Annotated in this window: 13 protein-coding genes and 2 pseudogenes; 8 read left to right on the top strand and 7 right to left on the bottom strand. The window is 41.8% G+C overall.

Annotation, left to right across the window (positions count from 1 at the left end):
* Positions 1–3: 3 nt before the first annotated feature.
* On the top strand, positions 4–1,554 hold the full coding sequence (locus FTT88_RS12945; protein WP_180005267.1) for a hypothetical protein: 1,551 nt from the start codon (positions 4–6) through the stop codon (positions 1,552–1,554).
* A 166-nt stretch (positions 1,555–1,720) separates the two neighbouring features.
* Here FTT88_RS12945 and FTT88_RS12940 read toward each other — a convergent pair whose 3' ends face one another.
* Positions 1,721–3,340, bottom strand: a complete 1,620-nt coding sequence (locus FTT88_RS12940) for an inorganic phosphate transporter (RefSeq protein ID WP_180005278.1) — start codon at positions 3,338–3,340, stop codon at positions 1,721–1,723.
* A gap of 479 nt (positions 3,341–3,819) precedes the next feature.
* Between FTT88_RS12940 and metH the strand changes: the two genes are divergently transcribed.
* From metH to FTT88_RS12910, 6 genes are all read left to right on the top strand, one after another.
* Positions 3,820–7,509, top strand: a complete 3,690-nt coding sequence (metH, locus tag FTT88_RS12935) for a methionine synthase (RefSeq protein ID WP_180005266.1) — start codon at positions 3,820–3,822, stop codon at positions 7,507–7,509.
* Between the two features lie 91 nt (positions 7,510–7,600).
* Positions 7,601–7,945 (top strand): lysozyme inhibitor LprI family protein, encoded by a 345-nt coding sequence (locus FTT88_RS17540; RefSeq protein WP_180005277.1) that lies wholly within the window; start codon positions 7,601–7,603, stop codon positions 7,943–7,945.
* 71 nt (positions 7,946–8,016) lie between these two features.
* On the top strand, positions 8,017–8,472 hold the full coding sequence (locus tag FTT88_RS12925) for a hypothetical protein (protein ID WP_180005265.1): 456 nt from the start codon (positions 8,017–8,019) through the stop codon (positions 8,470–8,472).
* A gap of 421 nt (positions 8,473–8,893) precedes the next feature.
* Positions 8,894–10,624, top strand: coding sequence for a dihydroxyacetone kinase subunit DhaK (gene dhaK, locus FTT88_RS12920; RefSeq protein ID WP_180005264.1), 1,731 nt, complete (start codon positions 8,894–8,896; stop codon positions 10,622–10,624).
* Positions 10,625–10,846: 222 nt separating this feature from the next.
* Positions 10,847–11,524, top strand: a complete 678-nt coding sequence (locus FTT88_RS12915; RefSeq protein WP_180005263.1) for a DUF421 domain-containing protein — start codon at positions 10,847–10,849, stop codon at positions 11,522–11,524.
* A 576-nt stretch (positions 11,525–12,100) separates the two neighbouring features.
* Positions 12,101–13,288: an ammonium transporter gene (locus FTT88_RS12910; RefSeq protein ID WP_180005262.1), complete on the top strand. Its 1,188-nt coding sequence runs from the start codon at positions 12,101–12,103 to the stop codon at positions 13,286–13,288.
* 76 nt (positions 13,289–13,364) lie between these two features.
* Here the strand turns inward: FTT88_RS12910 and FTT88_RS12905 are convergent, their stop codons facing one another.
* Positions 13,365–14,063 carry an HAD family hydrolase gene (locus FTT88_RS12905; RefSeq protein ID WP_180005261.1) on the bottom strand — a complete coding sequence of 233 codons (699 nt, stop codon included), beginning with the start codon at positions 14,061–14,063 and terminating at the stop codon, positions 13,365–13,367.
* 172 nt (positions 14,064–14,235) lie between these two features.
* Here FTT88_RS12905 and FTT88_RS12900 point away from each other — a divergent pair, with 172 nt between their 5' ends.
* The gene (locus FTT88_RS12900; RefSeq protein WP_180005260.1) at positions 14,236–14,943 is read left to right on the top strand and encodes a phosphatase PAP2 family protein; all 708 of its coding nucleotides are present in this window, start codon (positions 14,236–14,238) and stop codon (positions 14,941–14,943) included.
* A 43-nt stretch (positions 14,944–14,986) separates the two neighbouring features.
* On the opposite strand, the gene FTT88_RS12895 is transcribed toward FTT88_RS12900, so the two are convergent.
* The 5 genes and pseudogenes from FTT88_RS12895 to FTT88_RS12875 all read right to left on the bottom strand — a co-directional run.
* The gene (locus tag FTT88_RS12895; RefSeq protein WP_180005259.1) at positions 14,987–16,306 is read right to left on the bottom strand and encodes an ATP-binding protein; all 1,320 of its coding nucleotides are present in this window, start codon (positions 16,304–16,306) and stop codon (positions 14,987–14,989) included.
* 19 nt (positions 16,307–16,325) lie between these two features.
* Positions 16,326–16,994 carry a response regulator transcription factor gene (locus tag FTT88_RS12890; RefSeq protein WP_078189962.1) on the bottom strand — a complete coding sequence of 223 codons (669 nt, stop codon included), beginning with the start codon at positions 16,992–16,994 and terminating at the stop codon, positions 16,326–16,328.
* Between the two features lie 4 nt (positions 16,995–16,998).
* On the bottom strand, positions 16,999–18,669 hold the full coding sequence (locus tag FTT88_RS12885; protein ID WP_180005258.1) for a phosphoethanolamine transferase: 1,671 nt from the start codon (positions 18,667–18,669) through the stop codon (positions 16,999–17,001).
* A 140-nt stretch (positions 18,670–18,809) separates the two neighbouring features.
* A pseudogene (locus FTT88_RS12880) lies at positions 18,810–19,835 on the bottom strand (porin); the annotation flags it as partial.
* A 15-nt stretch (positions 19,836–19,850) separates the two neighbouring features.
* A pseudogene (locus FTT88_RS12875) lies at positions 19,851–19,942 on the bottom strand (IS5/IS1182 family transposase); the annotation flags it as partial.

Genomic DNA, 19,942 nt, shown 5'->3' with positions numbered 1-19,942 from the left:
TGCATGTCGAGTTCAACTGAAGGTCTTCAATTTCCCATTTCGGCTTCAAACCAAAAGCCGAGTACATCTAAAACCGGTCGTGAAATTATCGCTGAAGCCTTAGCTGCAGTTGACCATCAGTCTTCTGTACGTGCAAAACAAGAAAAAAACTGGCGTAAAAAATATCCTGAATATTTTAAAGCCTTGGTTGAACAAGGGATTCAATCATCTGAAGCAGCGATCAACATTGCTGAGCAAGGTTTAAATAAAGCGCATCACGTCTTTGAATTTTATCGTGATCAAGAAAAGCATACGCTCAAAGATGCAGTGGCTTTAACTGCACATCCACTGCATACCGTGAAATTAAAAGGTGAAAGTGACGCAGCGCCTGAGTGGTATGTGCCCTATCATGGCCAAAAACTGCAAGGTGAGGCGTTACTGGCTCAGATTCAAAAATGGCAAGATGCTGGCATCATTGAAGCCAGTCATGCCGACGCATTACGTGAAGCCATTGCCCACCCAGAATGGTTCGATTTGTCAGATCGGACTATGGTGCTTTTTGGTGCTGCTTCCGAAGCTGGCCCACTGACGTGGTTAGCAAAATGGAAAGCCAATATTGTGGCAATCGACCTCAATAATGAACGTGTTTGGGATCGAATCTTAAGCATTGTTCAAGCTGGTAATGCCACTTTATATGCACCGAGTCTCGACACTGTGCATGAAGACACACCCATTCAAGAACTAAAACACAAATTGGGCGCCAATTTACTGACACACATTCCTGAAATTGCACAGTGGCTTGCACAAAGTGAACATCAACTTGATCTGGCTGCAATTGCCTATTTAGATGGTGAAAAGCATGTTCGTGTTGCAATGGCAATGGACAGCATCATGGCCTATGTCAGTCAACAAAAAGCCAACACCAGCTTGATGTTTATGTGTACTCCGACCGATGTCTATGCGGTTCCAGAAGAGATCGTTACGGCAGCGCAAGCCAAATTCCAAAACCGTGCGTCTGCACAAAAGCTATTGACGCAAAGCATTGCCAAAGTCACAGGTCAGCATTTCTTTAAGCAAAATAATGAGCAAACCACCACAGCAGACAATGGAAAATCCTATGGTATCGCTGACTGTTTGGTGGTGGAACAAGGTCCAAACTACGCACTCGCAAAACGCATCCAACAATGGCGCGCAACTGTCGCACGTCAAAATGGTCAGCGGGTTAGTATCAATATTGCGCCATCCACCACGACCCGCTCAGTGACGAAGAATCCATTATTAAAAGCCGCATTTAATGGTGCGAGTTTATTTGATGTGGAATCCTTCCAACCTGAAACCACCAATGCACTCATGGCTGCATTATGGATTCACGACTTGAGAAATCCTCAATCGGTTGCTAACCCTGAAACAGCGCTAGACCATCCATTAGAACTCATGATGCATGGTGCCAACCATGGTGGCTTATGGCGTGTGGCTTATTTGGCACGTACCGCCTTACCTTTTGCAGCGCTGTATGGTTTTGCTGAAGAAAAACTGCCCGTGAAAAAAGTATTGGGGCTGTTTAAGAAAGCGTAATTGCCTTCGGTTTAAATTATTACTGAACTTTGCAAAGCTTCAACTTGCTAGCTTGATTGTTCTAATTCAGCTCTCAGTCATCCCATTCAAATCGGTGATGTCTGAGATAAAGCCATAAAAAAACGCTGCCGAAGCAGCGTTTTTTTATACCTAGAATTTGAGTTGCTTAGAACACTTTCAAGAATAACCAGTACAAGCAACCTGATAGACAGATCGTTGCAGGTAAAGTGAAGACCCAAGCCGATAGAATGGTCTTCACTGTTGTAAAGTTCAGACCCGATTTATTCGCGACCATGGTACCTGCAACCGCAGAGTTAAGTACGTGTGTCGTCGATACTGGCATACCAAAACCATCTGCAGCAGCAATCGTTGACATAGCAACAAGCTCGGCAGACATGCCCTGACCATAGGTCATGTGGTTTTTACCAATACGCTCACCTACAGTCACGACAATACGTTTCCAACCCACCATGGTTCCAAGACCCAGTGCCAATGCAACAGCGACTTTTACCCATGTTGGAATGTACTGTAAGAACGAATCTAAGTGACTACGATATTCCTTCACTGTCTTTTGTTCAGCTTCTGCCATTGCTGGTAGTTGTTCAGCTTTATCTAGACGTTTAAAAGCAGTGGTACTGAGGTACATATCATTACGAATCGAAGATACTTCTTGTTCAGGAATATCTTTTAAGTCGCCATACTGTGCAACTCGCTCACCTAAATGATCGGTCAAACTTGCCAAAGCTGGCACAACTTCTGGGCTGACTTCTTTAGTTTGAATGTATTTGGTGAGTACATCACGTGCTTGTGCATCAGGAATATCCTTATGCTCTGCGTAGATCGCCGTCGCAGTTTGAGCAGATAACTGATGGAAAGATTGAATATGTTGATTATCTAAGTTCTTATTCAGTGAATAAGCCAATGGCACACATCCGATCAAAATCAGCATGATCAGACCCATACCTTTTTGACCATCATTTGAACCGTGCGCAAAACTTACACCTGTACAGGTAAAGATCAAAATTGCACGAATCAGTGGTGGTGGTGGCTTATTGCCTTCTGGTGGTTGAAACAATTCAAGCTGTTTGCGGAAAATACGCTTCACCAACAAGAAAACTAAAGCGGCAAATGCAAAACCAATCAGTGGCGAGAACAATAACGCCTTACCGACTTTAAGCACCTGCCCCATATCTACACCGCTCGCACCACCGCCTGCATTTAACAGGTAGTTCATGATGCCAACGCCAAGAATAGAACCAATCAAAGTATGCGAACTAGACGCCGGGATGCCTAAGAACCAAGTTCCTAAATTCCACAAAATCGCTGCGATCAGCATAGCGAAAACCATGGCAAAACCTGCACCTGAACCGACATTCATAATCAATTCAACAGGTAATAAAGCAATAATGCCGTAAGCGACTGCACCACTGGCAACCATTACGCCTAGGAAGTTACAGAAACCCGCCCACATTACCGCAACCGGTGCTGACAAAGCATTGGTATAAATCACTGTTGCTACTGCATTTGCAGTGTCATGGAAACCATTTACAAATTCAAAGCCAAGTGCGATGAATAAGGCTGTGCCCAATAAAATCATTGAATAAAGACTTAAAGGCGGAACATGCGCTAAATCGGCAGTCACCTGAAAACCAATATAAATCAACGTTGAAATAATCACCGTTAAAAATACCGGCATAAAGAATTTCGGTGTAGGCACATGAACATTCGTAGACTTTTGAGTAGTCGACGTGTGCGCTGAATCTACGGGAGTTTGTTTAGAATTCATGCAGGCAGGAATAGAGGATTTTAAAATCCCCATATTGTTCAATTTAATTATGACAATTATATGACAAAGCGGTGTCATATAAAGCAATTTTTCATGCTTTATTTGTTTTTTTAAAGTGTTAAAAACCGACTTTTATACTCTACTTTCATAAAGTAAATCAGTTGTTTAAGCTTCATATTCAAACTTTAATTTCTTTGAAACCCAATGTTTCAACTTATATTTCATCTGTCATCTTTTTTTTTCATATTGCATAGCCCTACTGTTTGTTTTTCAAGCTTGCCTGAGCAATATGACAAATTCATGAAGCTTTCCATACATTTATATGAAATTGGTATATGAAATTAACAAGTTGCAATATTGCTCATTAATTCAACAAGCTAATAATTGCGCGCTGTAAAGATGGTTGAATATCAATAAAACTGCAATGAATTCTGTTAATATATTTGCCGATTTTATATTCCATCGGATTGGGGTTATTTATGTCCACGCTTGCCACCCTAAAAGAGCTGCTCGCTCAACGGATTCTGATTATCGACGGTGCAATGGGCACCATGATTCAGCGTCATAAACTCGAAGAAGCTGACTACCGTGGTGAGCGTTTTGCAGATTGGGCATCTGACCTCAAAGGCAATAATGACCTATTGGTGTTGACGCAGCCGCAAATTATCCAAGGCATTCATGAAGCCTACCTCGATGCTGGCGCAGACATTATTGAAACCAACAGCTTTAACGGCACTAAAGTTTCAATGTCTGACTACCACATGGAAGATTTGGTATCAGAGATCAACCGTGAAGCAGCGCGTATTGCTAAAGCCGCTTGTGAAAAATACTCTACGCCTGAAAAACCGCGTTTTGTTGCAGGTGTGCTTGGGCCGACTTCACGCACTTGCTCGATCTCGCCAAATGTAAATGACCCAGCATTCCGTAACATCACTTTTGATGAGCTAAAAGAAAACTATATTGAAGCTGCGCATGCCCTGATTGAAGGCGGTGCGGATATTCTACTCATTGAAACTGTATTCGATACCTTAAACTGTAAAGCTGCCATTTTTGCAGTGAAAGAAGTCTTCAACCAAATTGGCTACGAATTGCCATTGATGATTTCAGGCACGATTACCGATGCCTCTGGCCGAACTTTAACTGGCCAAACTGCTGAAGCGTTCTGGAACTCTGTGCGTCATGGTGATTTATTGTCGATTGGCTTTAACTGTGCCCTAGGTGCAGATGCCATGCGTCCGTATGTAAAAACCATTGCTGACGTTGCCGATACTTTTGTTTCGGCGCATCCGAACGCTGGCTTACCAAATGCCTTCGGCGGTTATGATGAAACCCCTGAAGAAACAGCTGCCTTTATTAAAGAATTTGCAGAAAGTGGCTTGATTAACATTACCGGCGGCTGCTGCGGTACAACGCCGGATCACATCCGTGCTATTGCCAATGCCGTAAAAGACATTGCCCCGCGCCAAGTGCCAGAGACTAAACCTGCGTGTCGTTTAAGTGGTTTAGAGCCATTTAACATCACTGAAGAATCACTTTTTGTGAACGTGGGTGAACGTACCAACGTAACAGGTTCTAAAAAATTCTTACGCTTAATCCGTGAAGAAAACTTTGCCGAAGCTTTAGAAGTTGCACAGCAGCAAGTTGAAGCCGGTGCTCAGATTATCGACATCAACATGGATGAAGGCATGCTGGATTCAGAAGGCGCAATGGTGCACTTCCTGAATCTTGTAGCCTCTGAACCTGAAATTTCACGTGTGCCGATCATGATTGACTCATCTAAATGGGAAATCATTGAAGCGGGCTTAAAATGTGTACAAGGTAAAGCGGTTGTTAACTCGATTTCCTTAAAAGAAGGCTATGACGAGTTCGTTGCAAAAGCGCGTTTGTGCCGTCAGTATGGCGCTGCCGTAATTGTGATGGCCTTTGACGAAAATGGTCAGGCCGACACTGCTGCACGTAAAAAAGAAATCTGTAAGCGCTCTTATGACGTGTTAGTGAATGAAGTTGGCTTCCCTGCTGAAGACATCATTTTTGACCCGAACGTGTTTGCCGTGGCAACTGGTATTGAAGAACACAATAACTATGCTGTGGACTTCATTGAAGCGACTGGCTGGATTAAGCAAAACTTGCCGCATGCCATGATTTCTGGCGGTGTGTCTAACGTATCGTTCTCATTCCGCGGTAACGAGCCTGTACGTGAAGCGATTCACTCAGTGTTCTTATACCATGCCATTCAGCAAGGCATGACTATGGGTATTGTCAACGCAGGTCAAATGGCGATTTATGACGATATTGATGCTGAACTGAAAGCTGCGGTTGAAGATGTGATCTTGAATCAAAACCAAGGTGAAAGCCATCAAGAAGCAACAGAAAAGCTGCTTGAAGTTGCTGAAAAATACCGTGGTCAAGGCGCTGCACAAAAACAAGTTGAAAACTTGGAATGGCGTGAACTTCCAGTTGAAAAACGTCTTGAACATGCTTTGGTGAAAGGCATCACAACGTTCATCGATGAAGATACTGAAGAAGCTCGTTTAAAATCAGCTCGTCCTCTAGACGTGATTGAAGGCCCGCTGATGGACGGCATGAACGTCGTGGGCGACTTGTTTGGTTCGGGCAAAATGTTCCTGCCGCAAGTAGTGAAATCTGCACGTGTAATGAAGCAAGCCGTAGCTTGGCTGAACCCGTTCATTGAAGCGGAAAAAACAGCTGGCCAATCTAAGGGTAAAGTCCTGATGGCAACTGTGAAGGGCGATGTGCATGACATCGGTAAAAATATCGTAGGTGTGGTGTTGGGCTGTAACGGCTATGACATTATCGACCTTGGGGTGATGGTGCCTTGCGAGAAGATTCTGCAAACTGCCATTGATGAGAAAGTCGACATTATTGGTCTATCTGGCCTGATTACGCCGTCACTGGATGAAATGGTTTTTGTTGCGAAAGAAATGCAGCGCAAAGGCTTTAATGTTCCATTGATGATTGGCGGTGCAACCACTTCTAAAGCGCATACGGCAGTGAAAATTGATCCGCAATATTCAAATGATGCAGTCATTTATGTTGCCGATGCTTCACGAGCTGTGGGTGTAGCAACAACTTTACTTTCTAAAGAAATGAAGCCAAAGTTTGTAGCAGAAACCCGTGCTGAATATGAAAAAGTCCGTGAGCGTATTGCCAACAAACAGCCGAAAGCAGCGAAACTGACGTATGCTGAATCGGTTGAAAATGGTTTAAAAATTGACTTTGCAGCCAATGCACCTGTGAAGCCAAACTTTATTGGTACGCAAACGCTGACCAATTATCCATTGGAAACATTAGTTGAGTACTTTGACTGGACACCGTTCTTCATTTCTTGGAGTTTGGCAGGTAAATTCCCTGCTATCTTAACGGATGAAGTTGTAGGTGAAGCAGCAACTGACTTGTATGAACAAGCACAGACCATGCTAAAAGACATCATCGACAACAAACGTTTTGATGCTCGTGCTGTGTTTGGTATTTACCCTGCTAACCGTTCTGCAGCGGATTCGGTTGAAGTGTATAGCGAAGATGGTCAATCGGTTACGCATACCTTCCATCACATTCGTCAACAGTCTGATAAAGTGACAGGTAAACCAAACTTGTCATTAGCGGACTTTATTGCGCCTAAAGGTGTCGCAGAAGACTACTTGGGCGGTTTCACTGTATCGATCTTTGGTGCAGAAGAAATGGCCAATGAGTACAAAGCTAAAGGCGATGACTACTCTGCAATTCTTGCGCAATCTTTAGGTGACCGTTTTGCGGAAGCGTTTGCGGAGCATTTGCATGAGCGCATCCGTAAAGAGTTCTGGGGTAACCAAGCGTCTGAAACCTTAAGCAATGAAGAATTGATTAAAGAGAAGTATATAGGCATCCGTCCTGCACCGGGCTACCCTGCTTGTCCTGAGCATTCTGAAAAAGCGCCATTGTTTGACTGGTTAGGTTCTACCGACAAGATTGGTACGCAATTGACTTCTAGTTTTGCAATGTGGCCGCCTTCATCTGTCAGCGGTTTCTACTATGCAAACCCTGAAAGCCAGTACTTTAACGTGGGTAAAATCGCAGGCGACCAGCTTGAAGATTATGCGCAGCGTAAAGGTTGGACACTGGATGAAGCGAAACGTTGGTTAGCGCCAAATTTGGATGATTCAGTTCAATAATTAGTTTGAAAAAATCCCCTCGTGTGAGGGGGTTTTTTATTTATAATCAAAAATCTTAAAAACACATAAACGAATTTTATAAAATGAAAAAATATTCTTACTTTTAGTTTTACCTTTTATTTCATCTTTTGCTTTTGCAGAATGTAAGATAAGTAATGTTTATGATGAAATTGCCTGTTATGAAAAAGAATTAAAATCTAATAAAACCAAGCTCAACCAAACTTATCAAAAGCTTTATAACACTATGGATGAGGAAGGTCAGAAAATTTTAGAAACCTCTCAAAAGAATTGGTTGTTATATAAAAATAGTCATTGTGATGAACTCGTATCTTATCTATCTAGCAGTGTACAAGGTGCAGGATCTAAGTTAATCAATCTATCATGCAATGCCGATCGTATTGACCAGAGAATCAAGCAATTAAATCAGTTAGAATAATAGCCCCCTACCTTTAGCCTTTAAAAATAAAATGAACTTTTTTTAATTTTGTGAATAGTTGGTGGCTCGAAATGATTATGGAAATAAGCTTTGGTATTGTGTGTTTAATAGGATCCGTTTTTGTATGGAAATACACACATTCACTAATCTGGATTATCATTTTTATGTCATGCTTTGCACACATGGGATCACTTATTATTGATCATTTTCGTACGCAAAAAATTAATGATGCCATGCAATCAAACCATAAAGTCAAAAAATGCGGCACATATACAGGTCATTCAACAATTCTGCGAGGAAGTCATCGCAACTCATGGCAACAAATTATTTTCCATTTCACAATGTTAGATGGTAAAAATCTTAGTTTCCCTGAATCAGATCAAATTTCTATGACTGGAAGCCATTTTGAATATTTGGAAAATCCACCACAATCAGTTTGTTTAACCTATGCAGAAAATTATTCAGATAGATTTGGTTATTATTTTTTGACTGATATCCATTTCAACAAAAACTTAATTAAAAAATAATCTATCCTAGTAAAATAATAGACATGTCTTAAAAAATGAGAATCTCACTAAATCAGATGTATTGGGATTCCTTTATAGGAAATTTCAAAAAACGCTAAAAGACCACTCATCAATCCGTCCTAGCACCTACCCATTCCTCCTCCCCCTTGCTAAGCAATGCGTCTCATCCCAGAGTGAGAGGGAGCTTTCATTGTGAATTAAAAACTTTATGAATTTATTAATGGATATTACCCCTATAATAACCTTTAAGCTTTGATTTAAAACAAAATGAAAGTAAGGGTTAGGGAGAGGTAAAGTTTCAAAAGCTCAATCTATACTTTCCAAACCATCCGTTTTTACATTATTTAATCAGCAAAAAACTTCAAATTCCTGAATAATTAAAACTTAGAACTCTCCCCTATAAATACAGATTGGTACATCCATGAAAAAACTCATGAACGGTGCAGAAAACATCGTAATTGAAATGTGCAAAGGCTTTGTTCTTGCCCATCCAGAACTCGCATTTAACGAGTCGCACAAAATCATTACACGCAAAGAAAAGCACAATAACGTGGCACTTATCAGTGGTGGTGGTAGCGGTCACGAACCTGCCCATGCAGGTTTTGTCGGTACAGGCATGTTAGACGCTGCCGTATGTGGGGACGTGTTTGCATCTCCATCGCAAATTCAGGTCTATAAAGCCTTACAACACGTCGCAACCGACAAAGGCGTGTTGATGATCATCAAAAACTATTCTGGCGATATGATGAATTTCCAGAATGGCGCAGCCCTTGCAACTGAAGACGGCATTAAAGTTGACTATGTAAAAGTGGCAGATGACATTGCGGTTAAAGACAGCCTATATACAGTCGGTCGTCGTGGTGTTGCAGGCACAGTATTTGTACATAAGATTGCAGGCGCAGCAGCATCAAAAGGCTTAGAACTTGCAGACGTAAAAGCGATTGCTCAAAAAGCTGCGGACAACGTCATTAGCCTTGGTTTTGCTTATAGCTCATGTACTGTTCCAGCCAAAGGCACGCCAACGTTTACTTTGGCTGATGACGAAATGGAATATGGCGTCGGCATTCACGGTGAACCCGGCATCCGTCGTGAAAAAATCTTGCCATCCAAAAAAATGGCACAGCGCATCGTGGATGACCTGTTCCTTGACCGCCCAGACATGAAAGAAGTTGCAGTCTTGGTCAATGGCTTTGGTAGCACACCGCTGCAAGAGTTGTATGTCTTTAACCATGATGTATGCGAACACCTTGCACGTAAAGGTATCAAAATTTACCGCACATTTGTCGGCAACTATATGACCAGTATCGACATGAATGGTGCATCTGTGTCCTTGCTTGCTGTCGATGATGAATTGAAAACTTACCTCGATGCAGCAGCCAACACCCCTGCATTTAAAATGGATGGTTCAGCAGCACAGCCTTTAACTTTTGCAACTAAAAATGCTGCTACCGAAGCTGTGGTGAACACCCAAGTTGAAACGCAGCCTGAACATGCGGTGATCAGCAATGAGCAATTCACCATCGAAAACATGCGCTATGTGGTCGATGTCATGTCTGCCTGTATCATTAGAAATGAAGTGCCATTCTGTGAATTGGATGCCCATGCAGGTGACGGCGACTTCGGTATGAGCGTGGCGAAAGGCTTCAAGCAATTAAAACGCGAATGGCAAAGTCTGATCCAAGCTCAGCAGATGGATAAATTCATGCTGAACTGCTCAATGATCATTATGGAACACTGTGGTGGTGCGTCTGGCCCAATCTGGGGTTCAGCATTCCGTGCAGCAGCGAAATCAATTCAAGGCAAATCAGTTTTAACTACCGCAGATTTTGCAGAGATGCTGCAAGCAGCGGTCAAAGGCATTCAAACCACAGGTGAGCGTTCATTTGGACGTGGCGCAGTGGTGGGTGATAAAACCCTGATTGATGCACTTGTACCATGCGCAGATTCTTGGTCTGCCCATACCGATAAATCATTTAAAGAAAACTTTACATTAGGTGCAAAAGCGGCAGTTCAAGGCGCTGAAAATACCAAAGAAATCGTAGCGCGTATGGGACGTGCGGGAACTGTAGGCGATCGCAGTCTTGGCTATCCAGATGCAGGCGCACATGGTTTAGGCGTGATCTTTACGGATATTGCGGAACATATTAAATAACTGAACATCTTCAAAATTGCCAACCCACATCAAAAGCATCGATTCGTCGGTGCTTTTTTTTATAGCTATTTTAAGCACTTTTTTCATTAAATATGTCATGCATACAATACCGTTAGTATGAAATCCATTTTCAAATTATGCTTAAAAATTAACACAATTGAGCTGCTTTATCGCCTAGCGCTTTGCTAAGTTAAAACATATAACGATAAAAAAGGATGAGACATGGATTTCACTCAAATTTTCATCCATGACACCACATGGACTTTTGCTGCCGAAGTGATTTTGCGTAGCGTCATTATGTTCGTTTTAATCATCGTATTCTTACGCCTAACGGGCAAACGCGGTGTGCGACAGTTATCCATCTTTGAAGTTGCGATACTCCTTGCTTTGGGTTCTATTGCAGGCGACCCAATGTTTGAAGAGGAACTCCCCCTCTTACAAGCGCTCATTGTGATGACGGTGGTGATTGGTTTATACCGAGTTATCACTTGGCTAATGATGAAATACCAACCTTTTGAAGATTTAATTGAAGGCAAAGCCCTCTACATTGTGGAAGATGGTGAATTGGTTTTAGAAAAGATTAAACAAGGTAAAATGTCACATGATGAATTCTTCTCTGAAATGCGTCAGCAAAATGTGGAGCATCTTGGACAAGTTCGAGTTGGTTTATTAGAAAGTGATGGAAAATTTAGTATTTTGTTTTACCCACCTGAACAAGTGCGTTATGGACTGCCACTATTTCCGAAACCCTATAAAGCGGTTCGAGATATCAAAATGCATCATCTCTATGCCTGTACGCATTGCGGTAAAACTATGTATATCCATGGCGCACAAGATGTTTGCCCACGATGTGGATGCTGTGATTGGGCGGAGGCAATCAATACTCAACGTCTCGCTTAAATTAGTATTCTCCTCATCAACCGGAACTAAAAGAGCTCAAAACCGCATTTCCGCTACAACACTCTAATAAAAGCCCTTTGAAATAATTTGTCATGTATTTGCACTACAGAATAACCAACTCAATGAACAAAATGACCCAATGATAGGCAAATTTTAAAGCTGTGTTCTTCTCAACTTTCATTTCATTTGCACAATAATAACCGTTCACCGTAATATCTGCGAGTAAACTCAAATACATGCCCAAATTTCTCGCATTCCGATGAAAATTCAAAAAATATTCAATGCCCTGAATTAATCCCTTTTGGGCGCTATAAAATTAAATAAGTTTCAAACATATTCACTTTTCAGCCTTTTCCATTTAAGAATCATTTAGTTAATTTTCTCTTGTAAATATTGATGCGCATCTTTTTGGTGCACTTTTAAGCTTTAAATGCAAGTCTTTGCTTTATATCGAGTCTTCTACATTTTTTAGTTTTTTTAATCAAAATTTCCCTAGCGCCAATCTCTTTTCCATTTTTTTTCGCTCGATATACTGAAGTTCTTTTCGTGAACTAGCGCACTAAACTGGAACACCTTATGCAAAATATAGATCTCCTCTTTCTCCTTCTTGGTGCAGTCTTGGTTCTTGCCATGCATGCTGGCTTTGCATTTTTAGAATTAGGTACAGTACGACATAAAAATCAGGTCAATGCGCTGAGTAAAATTTTGACTGACTTTTCTATTTCCGCAATTGCATACTTTTTTGTGGGTTATTACATCTCTTATGGTCAGCACTTTTTTCATATTGGGGACACTTTAGCAGCCGATCATGGCTACAACTTAATGCGTTGTTTCTTCCTGCTGACTTTTGCCGCAGCCATTCCAGCGATTATTTCAGGTGGTATTGCTGAACGTGCAAAAATGCGGACTCAAGCGATTGCCACATTATTATTGGTCGCTTTGGTCTATCCATTTTTTGAAGGCATGGCGTGGAATGGTAATTTTGGGCTACAAGCATGGTTAGAACGCACATTTGGCGCAGCCTTTCATGACTTTGCAGGTTCGGTCGTGGTACATGCGATGGGCGGTTGGATCGCTTTAGTTGCAGTACTTTTACTTGGCGCACGTCATGGACGCTATAAAAAAGACGGTCGTATCAGTGCGCACCCGCCTTCAAGTATTCCATTCCTTGCCTTGGGCTCTTGGATTTTAATCGTCGGCTGGTTTGGCTTTAACGTGATGAGTGCGCAACGTTTGGATGCCATTTCAGGACTGGTTGCGATTAACTCTCTCATGGCAATGGTGGGCGGTACGCTTGCAGCAAACTTTATGGGTAAAAATGACCCCGGTTTCTTACATAACGGTCCCTTAGCAGGTTTGGTAGCGATCTGTGCAGGCTCAGATGTAGTTCATCCTGTCGGTGCGTTGATTATCGGCGCTATCGCAGGTCTGATCTTTGTCAAACTATTTACATACACTCAAAACAAACTCAAAGTCGATGATGTACTTGGCGTATGGCCACTACATGGTGTCTGTGGTGCTTTCGGTGGTATTGCAGTGGGTGTATTTGGACAAAAATGGTTGGGCGGTTTAGGCGGTATTTCAATGATCTCTCAATGTATCGGTACGCTGCTCGCGATCGTGATTGCATTGGCTGGTGGTTTTATCGTTTATGGTCTACTCAAAGTAACGATGGGCATTCGCCTAGATCAAGAAGAAGAATTCCGTGGTGCAGACTTAAGTATTCACCGTATTTCGGCAAACTCTGAAGAAAACATGTTTTAAACAGCATAATCTAAAGTGGCATTTATGCCGCTTTTTTAACCCTGAAATGCACTCAAAGCTCTATTTTTAGAAATCCTTATTTTAGAAAATCTAAGACCTGATCCAAATGCTGAATTTTATTCGGAATGCTGTGCTGTTGTTCTGCACTTAAAGTATGAAAGCCTTCAAGCAATACGGCAGACATCCCTGCTTGGCTCGCACCATAAATATCATTGACAGGATGATCACCAATAAATAAACAATCGGTTTCCGTCACGCCCAACTCACGACAACTGTACTGAAATATTTCAACTTTGGGCTTACTGATGCGTGCACTTTCCGAGCTGATGATCTGATCAAAATACGATGCAAAACCCAGTCCATTTAAAATATTCAGGCGTGTGGCATGTCCACCATTCGACACCACCGCCAATTTATACTGCTGTTGTTTTAGTTGCTGCAGCAAGCTCAATGCTCCTGGCATCGCCACAGCAAACTGACCAAAGTGCTGAAACCAAAATTGTGTGAGTTCATCAAAATCAGGGCGTTGTATCCAATCCAGCTCCGTTTGTAGAGCATAAGCGACAGATGCCCCAATACTCGGATGTGTAAGGAGTTCTTTTTTCGGATATCCCCCATTATCTATACGGTTAATAATACGTTTAATCTGTACAAGGTCTACCTCCGCCAACGTCGACTGATAAGACTCGGCTAAATACTGCGTATAGGCCTGAACGCTGTGATCTCGGTGAGTCAAGGTATTATCTAAATCAAAAAGGACTGCACGTATGCTCATAAATCTTCATTACTGAGTTTTCAAAAACTTTAACACAATGCCCGTTCTGCTTTATGCACCTTCTTCGCTATCGATATCAATACAGTTCAAATAGCCGATTAAGTCTGATTTAAGTTTTGTGGTTTCAAATAGCAGCATTCAAACAAAATAATTTCAGCACATCACACGACTTATGCTCTCGAACCGTACCTTTTTATTGCGACAAGCCCTGCTGCTCACACTCAGTTTGGTTGGCCTCCTTTATGTTTTTCCCGTCGGCGGTTCGCTCGACCAAGCTTTTATTCAGCCTTGGGTCGACCTACATGGTGGTTTTCCTCATCGTAATGATTGGGCACTTGCGGTGCTGAACCATCGCTATATCAAGAATATTGTCATAGGCGTTTATGTTCTCTATATCGCAGCGTGGATATGCAGTTTTAAATATCCGCATCTGAAAGCACGTAAGTTTGAATTTGGCTATTTTATCGTGGTGGCTCTACTCAGCACGGCAATTATTGGTTTACTCAAATCACAATCTGCACATGCCTGCCCTTGGAATATGACCGTCGCCACAGCCCATGGCTTTTCTTGGGATTTTTCAGCACGCCAAGGACACTGCTTCCCCGGTGGCCATGCTGCGACTGGTTTTGCCCTAATCACGGGCTATTTTGTTTATCGAATACATCGACCTGCCCGTGCCTATTTCTTTTTATCTGCTGGGCTGATTTTAGGCTTTGCTTTTGGCTGGGCGCAAATGATGCGGGGTGCACATTTTCTGAGTCATAACCTTTGGACAGCATGGATCATTTGGGCATTTAATTGTGTCATGTATGTGTTGTTTTCTCGCCATTTCAATGCATCAACTACTCAGCAAAAGAGCAAAGCATTTACATGGATCTAATTAAATCCCTGAATTGACCTTGATTTGAAAATGATTGAGTCACTCATGATTCACTCAATGGGATCTGTAAACTCACATTCAGACCACCCAATGTTTCACTTTTAGAAAACTCCAATTCCGCACCGATATGTTTTGCGGCTTTATCTACAATTGCCAGCCCTAAACCACTTCCAATTTCTTCATGATTATAAATTCGATAAAAGCGTTTTCGAATTTGCTCATATAAAGCTGGGTCGATGCCAGGCCCACTATCTTCAACCTGTACAACCGCCTGCCCCGCATGTTCAAAGACGGAGACATTAATCATGCCCTGTGCAGGGGTATATTTAATGGCATTATCAATCAAATTAAAAATGATTGAATGTACCGTTGGCTCAAGACTATATAAGGCAATGCTTTGTTGTTGCTCCATGCCAAGGTCAATATCTTTTTGCATAGCCAAATGTACCAGTTGCTCCACGCAATTGGTTGCGACTTGCTTAAGATCAAAATGTTGTTTGCGCTCAAGTTCAAAGACCGAGGCGTCTTGTTTTGCCAAACTCAATAATTGACTGACCAAATGCTGAATACGAATTAAACCTTTACTCAAATTTTGTAGAGCGTCATCTTGTGGAAATTTTTGTAGCAAAATCTGCATTTGCAAATTCAGTGCGGTAATCGGGGTCCGTAACTCATGCGCTGCGTCAGCAATAAACTGGCGCTGTTCCTGCTGCGACAACGAAATTCGTTCAAACAACTGGTTCATTTCAATAATGGTTGGTGCAATTTCCTCTGGATACGGCATTTGAGAGATTGGAGAAAGTTCAAAGGCATCCCTTTTTGCCAGTTCTTTTTTAAATTTTTCCAGTGGGTTTAAGCTGCGTTGAATCAACCATCCCAAAGCGATTAATGCAAAAGGTATAAAAACCAAATAGGGAATAAACATACTACTGGCCAATTCTGCTGCAAGATGCTGCCGAACCGACTCTTGCTGACTGACCTGAATTTGCCGATCTGTGAGTGGCAAAATATAGGTATGCCACTCATCCTGTTGGGTACTGTGGGTATAAAAACCGGCTTTGGGCTGAGGCGCGACCAATAATTTTAATTGATGGGTTTGATGTGCATTGGATTGATAGGTCCACACATCAACAAATAAATCTTCTTCGTGATAATGCTTATGTTGATCAAATTCACTGCGAATGGGCTGCGGATCATGCTCTGCAACACGTTCCGCCAAATTTTGCATTTGCGCATCTAAAATTTCATTAATTTCTTCAAGCGCAATTCGATATGCTGAAAACACCAAAAGACAGCCCAAAAGCATACTGAAAACAGACACATAAATAATTAGTCTCTTTTTCAGAGAATAAGGCTGGTGCATGGTTGATAATTCCTTTGCCTTAACCGAGTCGATAACCTAAACCACGAATGGTGCGAATAAAATCTTTGTCTAATTTTGTTCTGAGATGATGCACATACACTTCAATAGTATTACTGCTGATATCACTATCAAAATCGTAAAGCTTATCTTCTAAATTGGCTTTAGAAAAAATCTTATTCGGATGTGTCACCAATGGAATCAATATGGCCCATTCACGGTTAGATAAATCGACATATTGACCCTTATAGCGTGCAAGATGCTGCTCAATATCTAAAATCAATTCACCATGTTTTAAAATTTTCTGTGGTGCTTCGACTGAACTCAGCCCTGTGCGTCGAAGAAGCGCATGAATCCGTGCAAGTAATTCATCAAACTCATAAGGCTTAATCAGATAGTCATCTGCCCCATGGTTTAAACCATCTACACGATTTTGTAGTTGATCCCGTGCCGAGATGATTAATACCGGCAATTTGGGCTGCATTTGACGAATTTGTTTCAGGACTTGCATACCATCCATCATCGGCAAACCCAGATCTAGCAAGACGATATCAATCCCCCCTTGCATTATGAGCTTTAAGCCATCGATACCATTATTCACCCACTCGACTTCAAACTGTTGATAGTTCAACAAGGTTTTAGTCGATTCGGCAATCATGAAATCATCTTCAATAATAAGTATTTTGTGCATGGGCTTAAGTCCTGCGCTGTACTGAAGTACATTGTTGCAACATATTGTTTTTTTCATCAATCACTTGAGTCTGCACATCGAGCAAACTTAATAGCGATGGAAATAGATTATCCTGACTTAATTTTTGGCTTTTTTGTGCCATTAAACAAGTATATTGCGCTGAATTATTTTTTTGCCAAGCCGGTGAAAACCACATCAACATCGGCACATGCGTTTGCTGTGACGGTGCAATTGCATATGGAGAACCGTGTAAATACAAGCCATGCTCACCGGTCGACTCGCCATGATCGGACAAATACCACAGTCCTGTTTGATAGTTGTTAGTCACTTTTAAGGTGTTAATCAATTCACTCAGCACATGGTCGGTATAGACAATACTGTTGTCATAACTATTTATTAACTCTGTCGAAGTACATCCCTGTATGGCATTGCTATTACAGGTTGGCTTAAATTTTTGAAACGCTGCGGTACTTCGTTTGAAATAAGCAGGGCCATGACTGCCCATTTGGTGTAATACAATTAAACGGGGAGTTGGATCTGCTTTGGGGATCGAAGCCAAATATGCCTTCAAACCATCCACCAAGATTTCATCATGACATTCGCCATCGGCATCACACCACTTTTTCTTTAGTGCTTCAGGAAATTCATATTTTTCAACACGTGTGCATGTGCCCTTACAGCCTGAATTATTATCTAGCCACGTCACCTTATAACCTGCACGCTGTGCTATATCGAGTAAACCTTCGCGATGACTTGCAAGCTGTTCGTCATATTCGGTTCTCGGCATACCCGAGAACATACAAGGAACAGACACAGCGGTTGCGGTGCCACATGAACTGACTTGGCTAAAATTGATAATATTTTGCTGACTGAGTTCAGGATTGGTATTTTTAGCATAGCCATTGAGTGAAAAACTTTCCGCGCGCGCAGTTTCACCGACCACTAAAACCATCAATTTTGGTAAGCTTTTGGCGCTTACGTTTTCAACCATATGTGCATCTTCACCATAGACCAGCAATGGCAAATTCTGTTTCGGTGCTTTTTTGTGATAATAGGAAAATGTCGAAGCGATACTGTTTTGTGGTGAGAGCATGCCTTTTAAGTCACGATGCTCACGAAAGATCGCAGCATAATCGACAAAATAAACAAACAGCAAAGCACCCATGAGGATGAGCGACAGTACTATTTGTAGCCCCTTTTTGGCTACCACCGTGCTTAGGGCTTCATTATGCAGTGGCAAAAGCCAGATCAAAAGCACTGGCAAAACAACCAGTCCAAAGACCCAGATAAAAAATTGTGGCGAGATTAAATCCTGCACTTCCTTTACATCTGTTTGCATCATGTTTTGTACTTGGTCAGATGTAATGGTCACACCTAAACTATTGACGAAATAGGCACTCAAGCCACCAATGATCAGCAAAACACTCGCCAAAAGTTTTGAATTCCATCGCCATTGCAGTAGTTGCATCAGCACATTATAAAGTGCCACCACCACCAGTACGGTTGCCGCTAAAAATAGTCCGGCCTTCAGACCCGTATAAGGTGTGAGCTGCTGGATTTGCTGATAAAACGCGAGGTTCAAAACCACCCCAAGCCATAAGGCAAGCACGAGGTTAAATTGACTTAAACTAAGTCTTGGAATTTTTTGCTGTATTTTAGCTATGACCTGAAGCATATTGGCATCAATTATTGATCTTTGATGCCCTAATCTAAAAATTCAAACTTAAAAATCACTTAAAACTGATCAAAACCATGCAAGAAAAATAAAAAAAGGCGATGTAAAACATCGCCTTGTGAACAACTTAAATCAAGGTCTTAGAATTTAAATTCTAGACCTGTACCTAGAACAGGTTGTTCGCTTTCATTAGAACCTTGTTCAAGTGCTAAGTAACCTGCATAACCATAAGCTTTCACTTGTTTGCTAAATGCATAATCTGCACCTGCAATGAATTGCTGAGCTTCGTAATCATCACCCACTTTATAGGTCGTGGTATTTTGACTATATTGTGCTTTTACTGTCCAAGCTTTTGCAGATGGTAGATTGTATTCTGCACCAACTAACCAACCTTGAGCATCATCAATATTTGCTGCTGCAACATCATTACCTTTAGCAGCCTCAACCTCTGATGTTTGATACAGTGCTTTGAGTGCCAAACCACCCTCAAGATTTACACGACCAATCGCACGAACGGTATTTGCAGCAGCAAATGCTTTTGTACCCGCAACTTCAGGACTTTCAGCATTTAAGATCCCTACACCACCAAAGTTCGATGGAATGGCTTTGTCATAGGCTAAACCTGCGACAACAACGGGGCTGTCATAGACAACAGACGCCGACCAAGCATCGCCAAGACCACGACCTGCAGTTTTTACTACACCTTTATCGCTCTTGATTCCTGAAGATTCACCTGTTGCAAGCAATGCATTAACTTTAATTGCACCTTCAGCAATTTTAAATGCTGGTGATTCATAGACAACAACGTTATCTACACGGTTTTCGCCAGTCATGATGCCTGTAACATCAGCACGGTTACCCACGTAGTTGTTGAATGTATCAACCGGACTAGACAATTGTTTTAATGGGGTATCGTGTGCACCAACTTTCAATGTACCAAGTTTCGCATCTTTCAAACCAACGAAGCGGTTACGCTTAGACCAGTCATCGCCTTCGCCGTCTGAGTTAAATGCCCATTCAATTGCATAAACTGCGCTTAAACGGTCTGTCAGTTTTTCATCGCCCTTTAAACCCAAGAAAGAACTGTTTGAACTGATTTCAACGACATCTTTGTCTGAAACACCCGTTTTATTATCTTCAGGTAAATAGGGTGTGTTGACATTTACAGCCGATAAATTGAGCTAAAGAGGCAACCATATAAATATACAAGCTAAAGCAACAGCGCTTTGATAGTTACGTTTTAGCTTATCGTATCTTGTGGCAATTCCTCTAA

It is taken from the genome of Acinetobacter sp. YH01024 (assembly GCF_013420195.1).
GTDB classification, from domain to species: domain Bacteria; phylum Pseudomonadota; class Gammaproteobacteria; order Pseudomonadales; family Moraxellaceae; genus Acinetobacter; species Acinetobacter amyesii.
The sequence above is the reverse complement of the archived record's forward strand: the minus strand, read 5'-3'. Positions and strand labels throughout refer to the sequence as shown.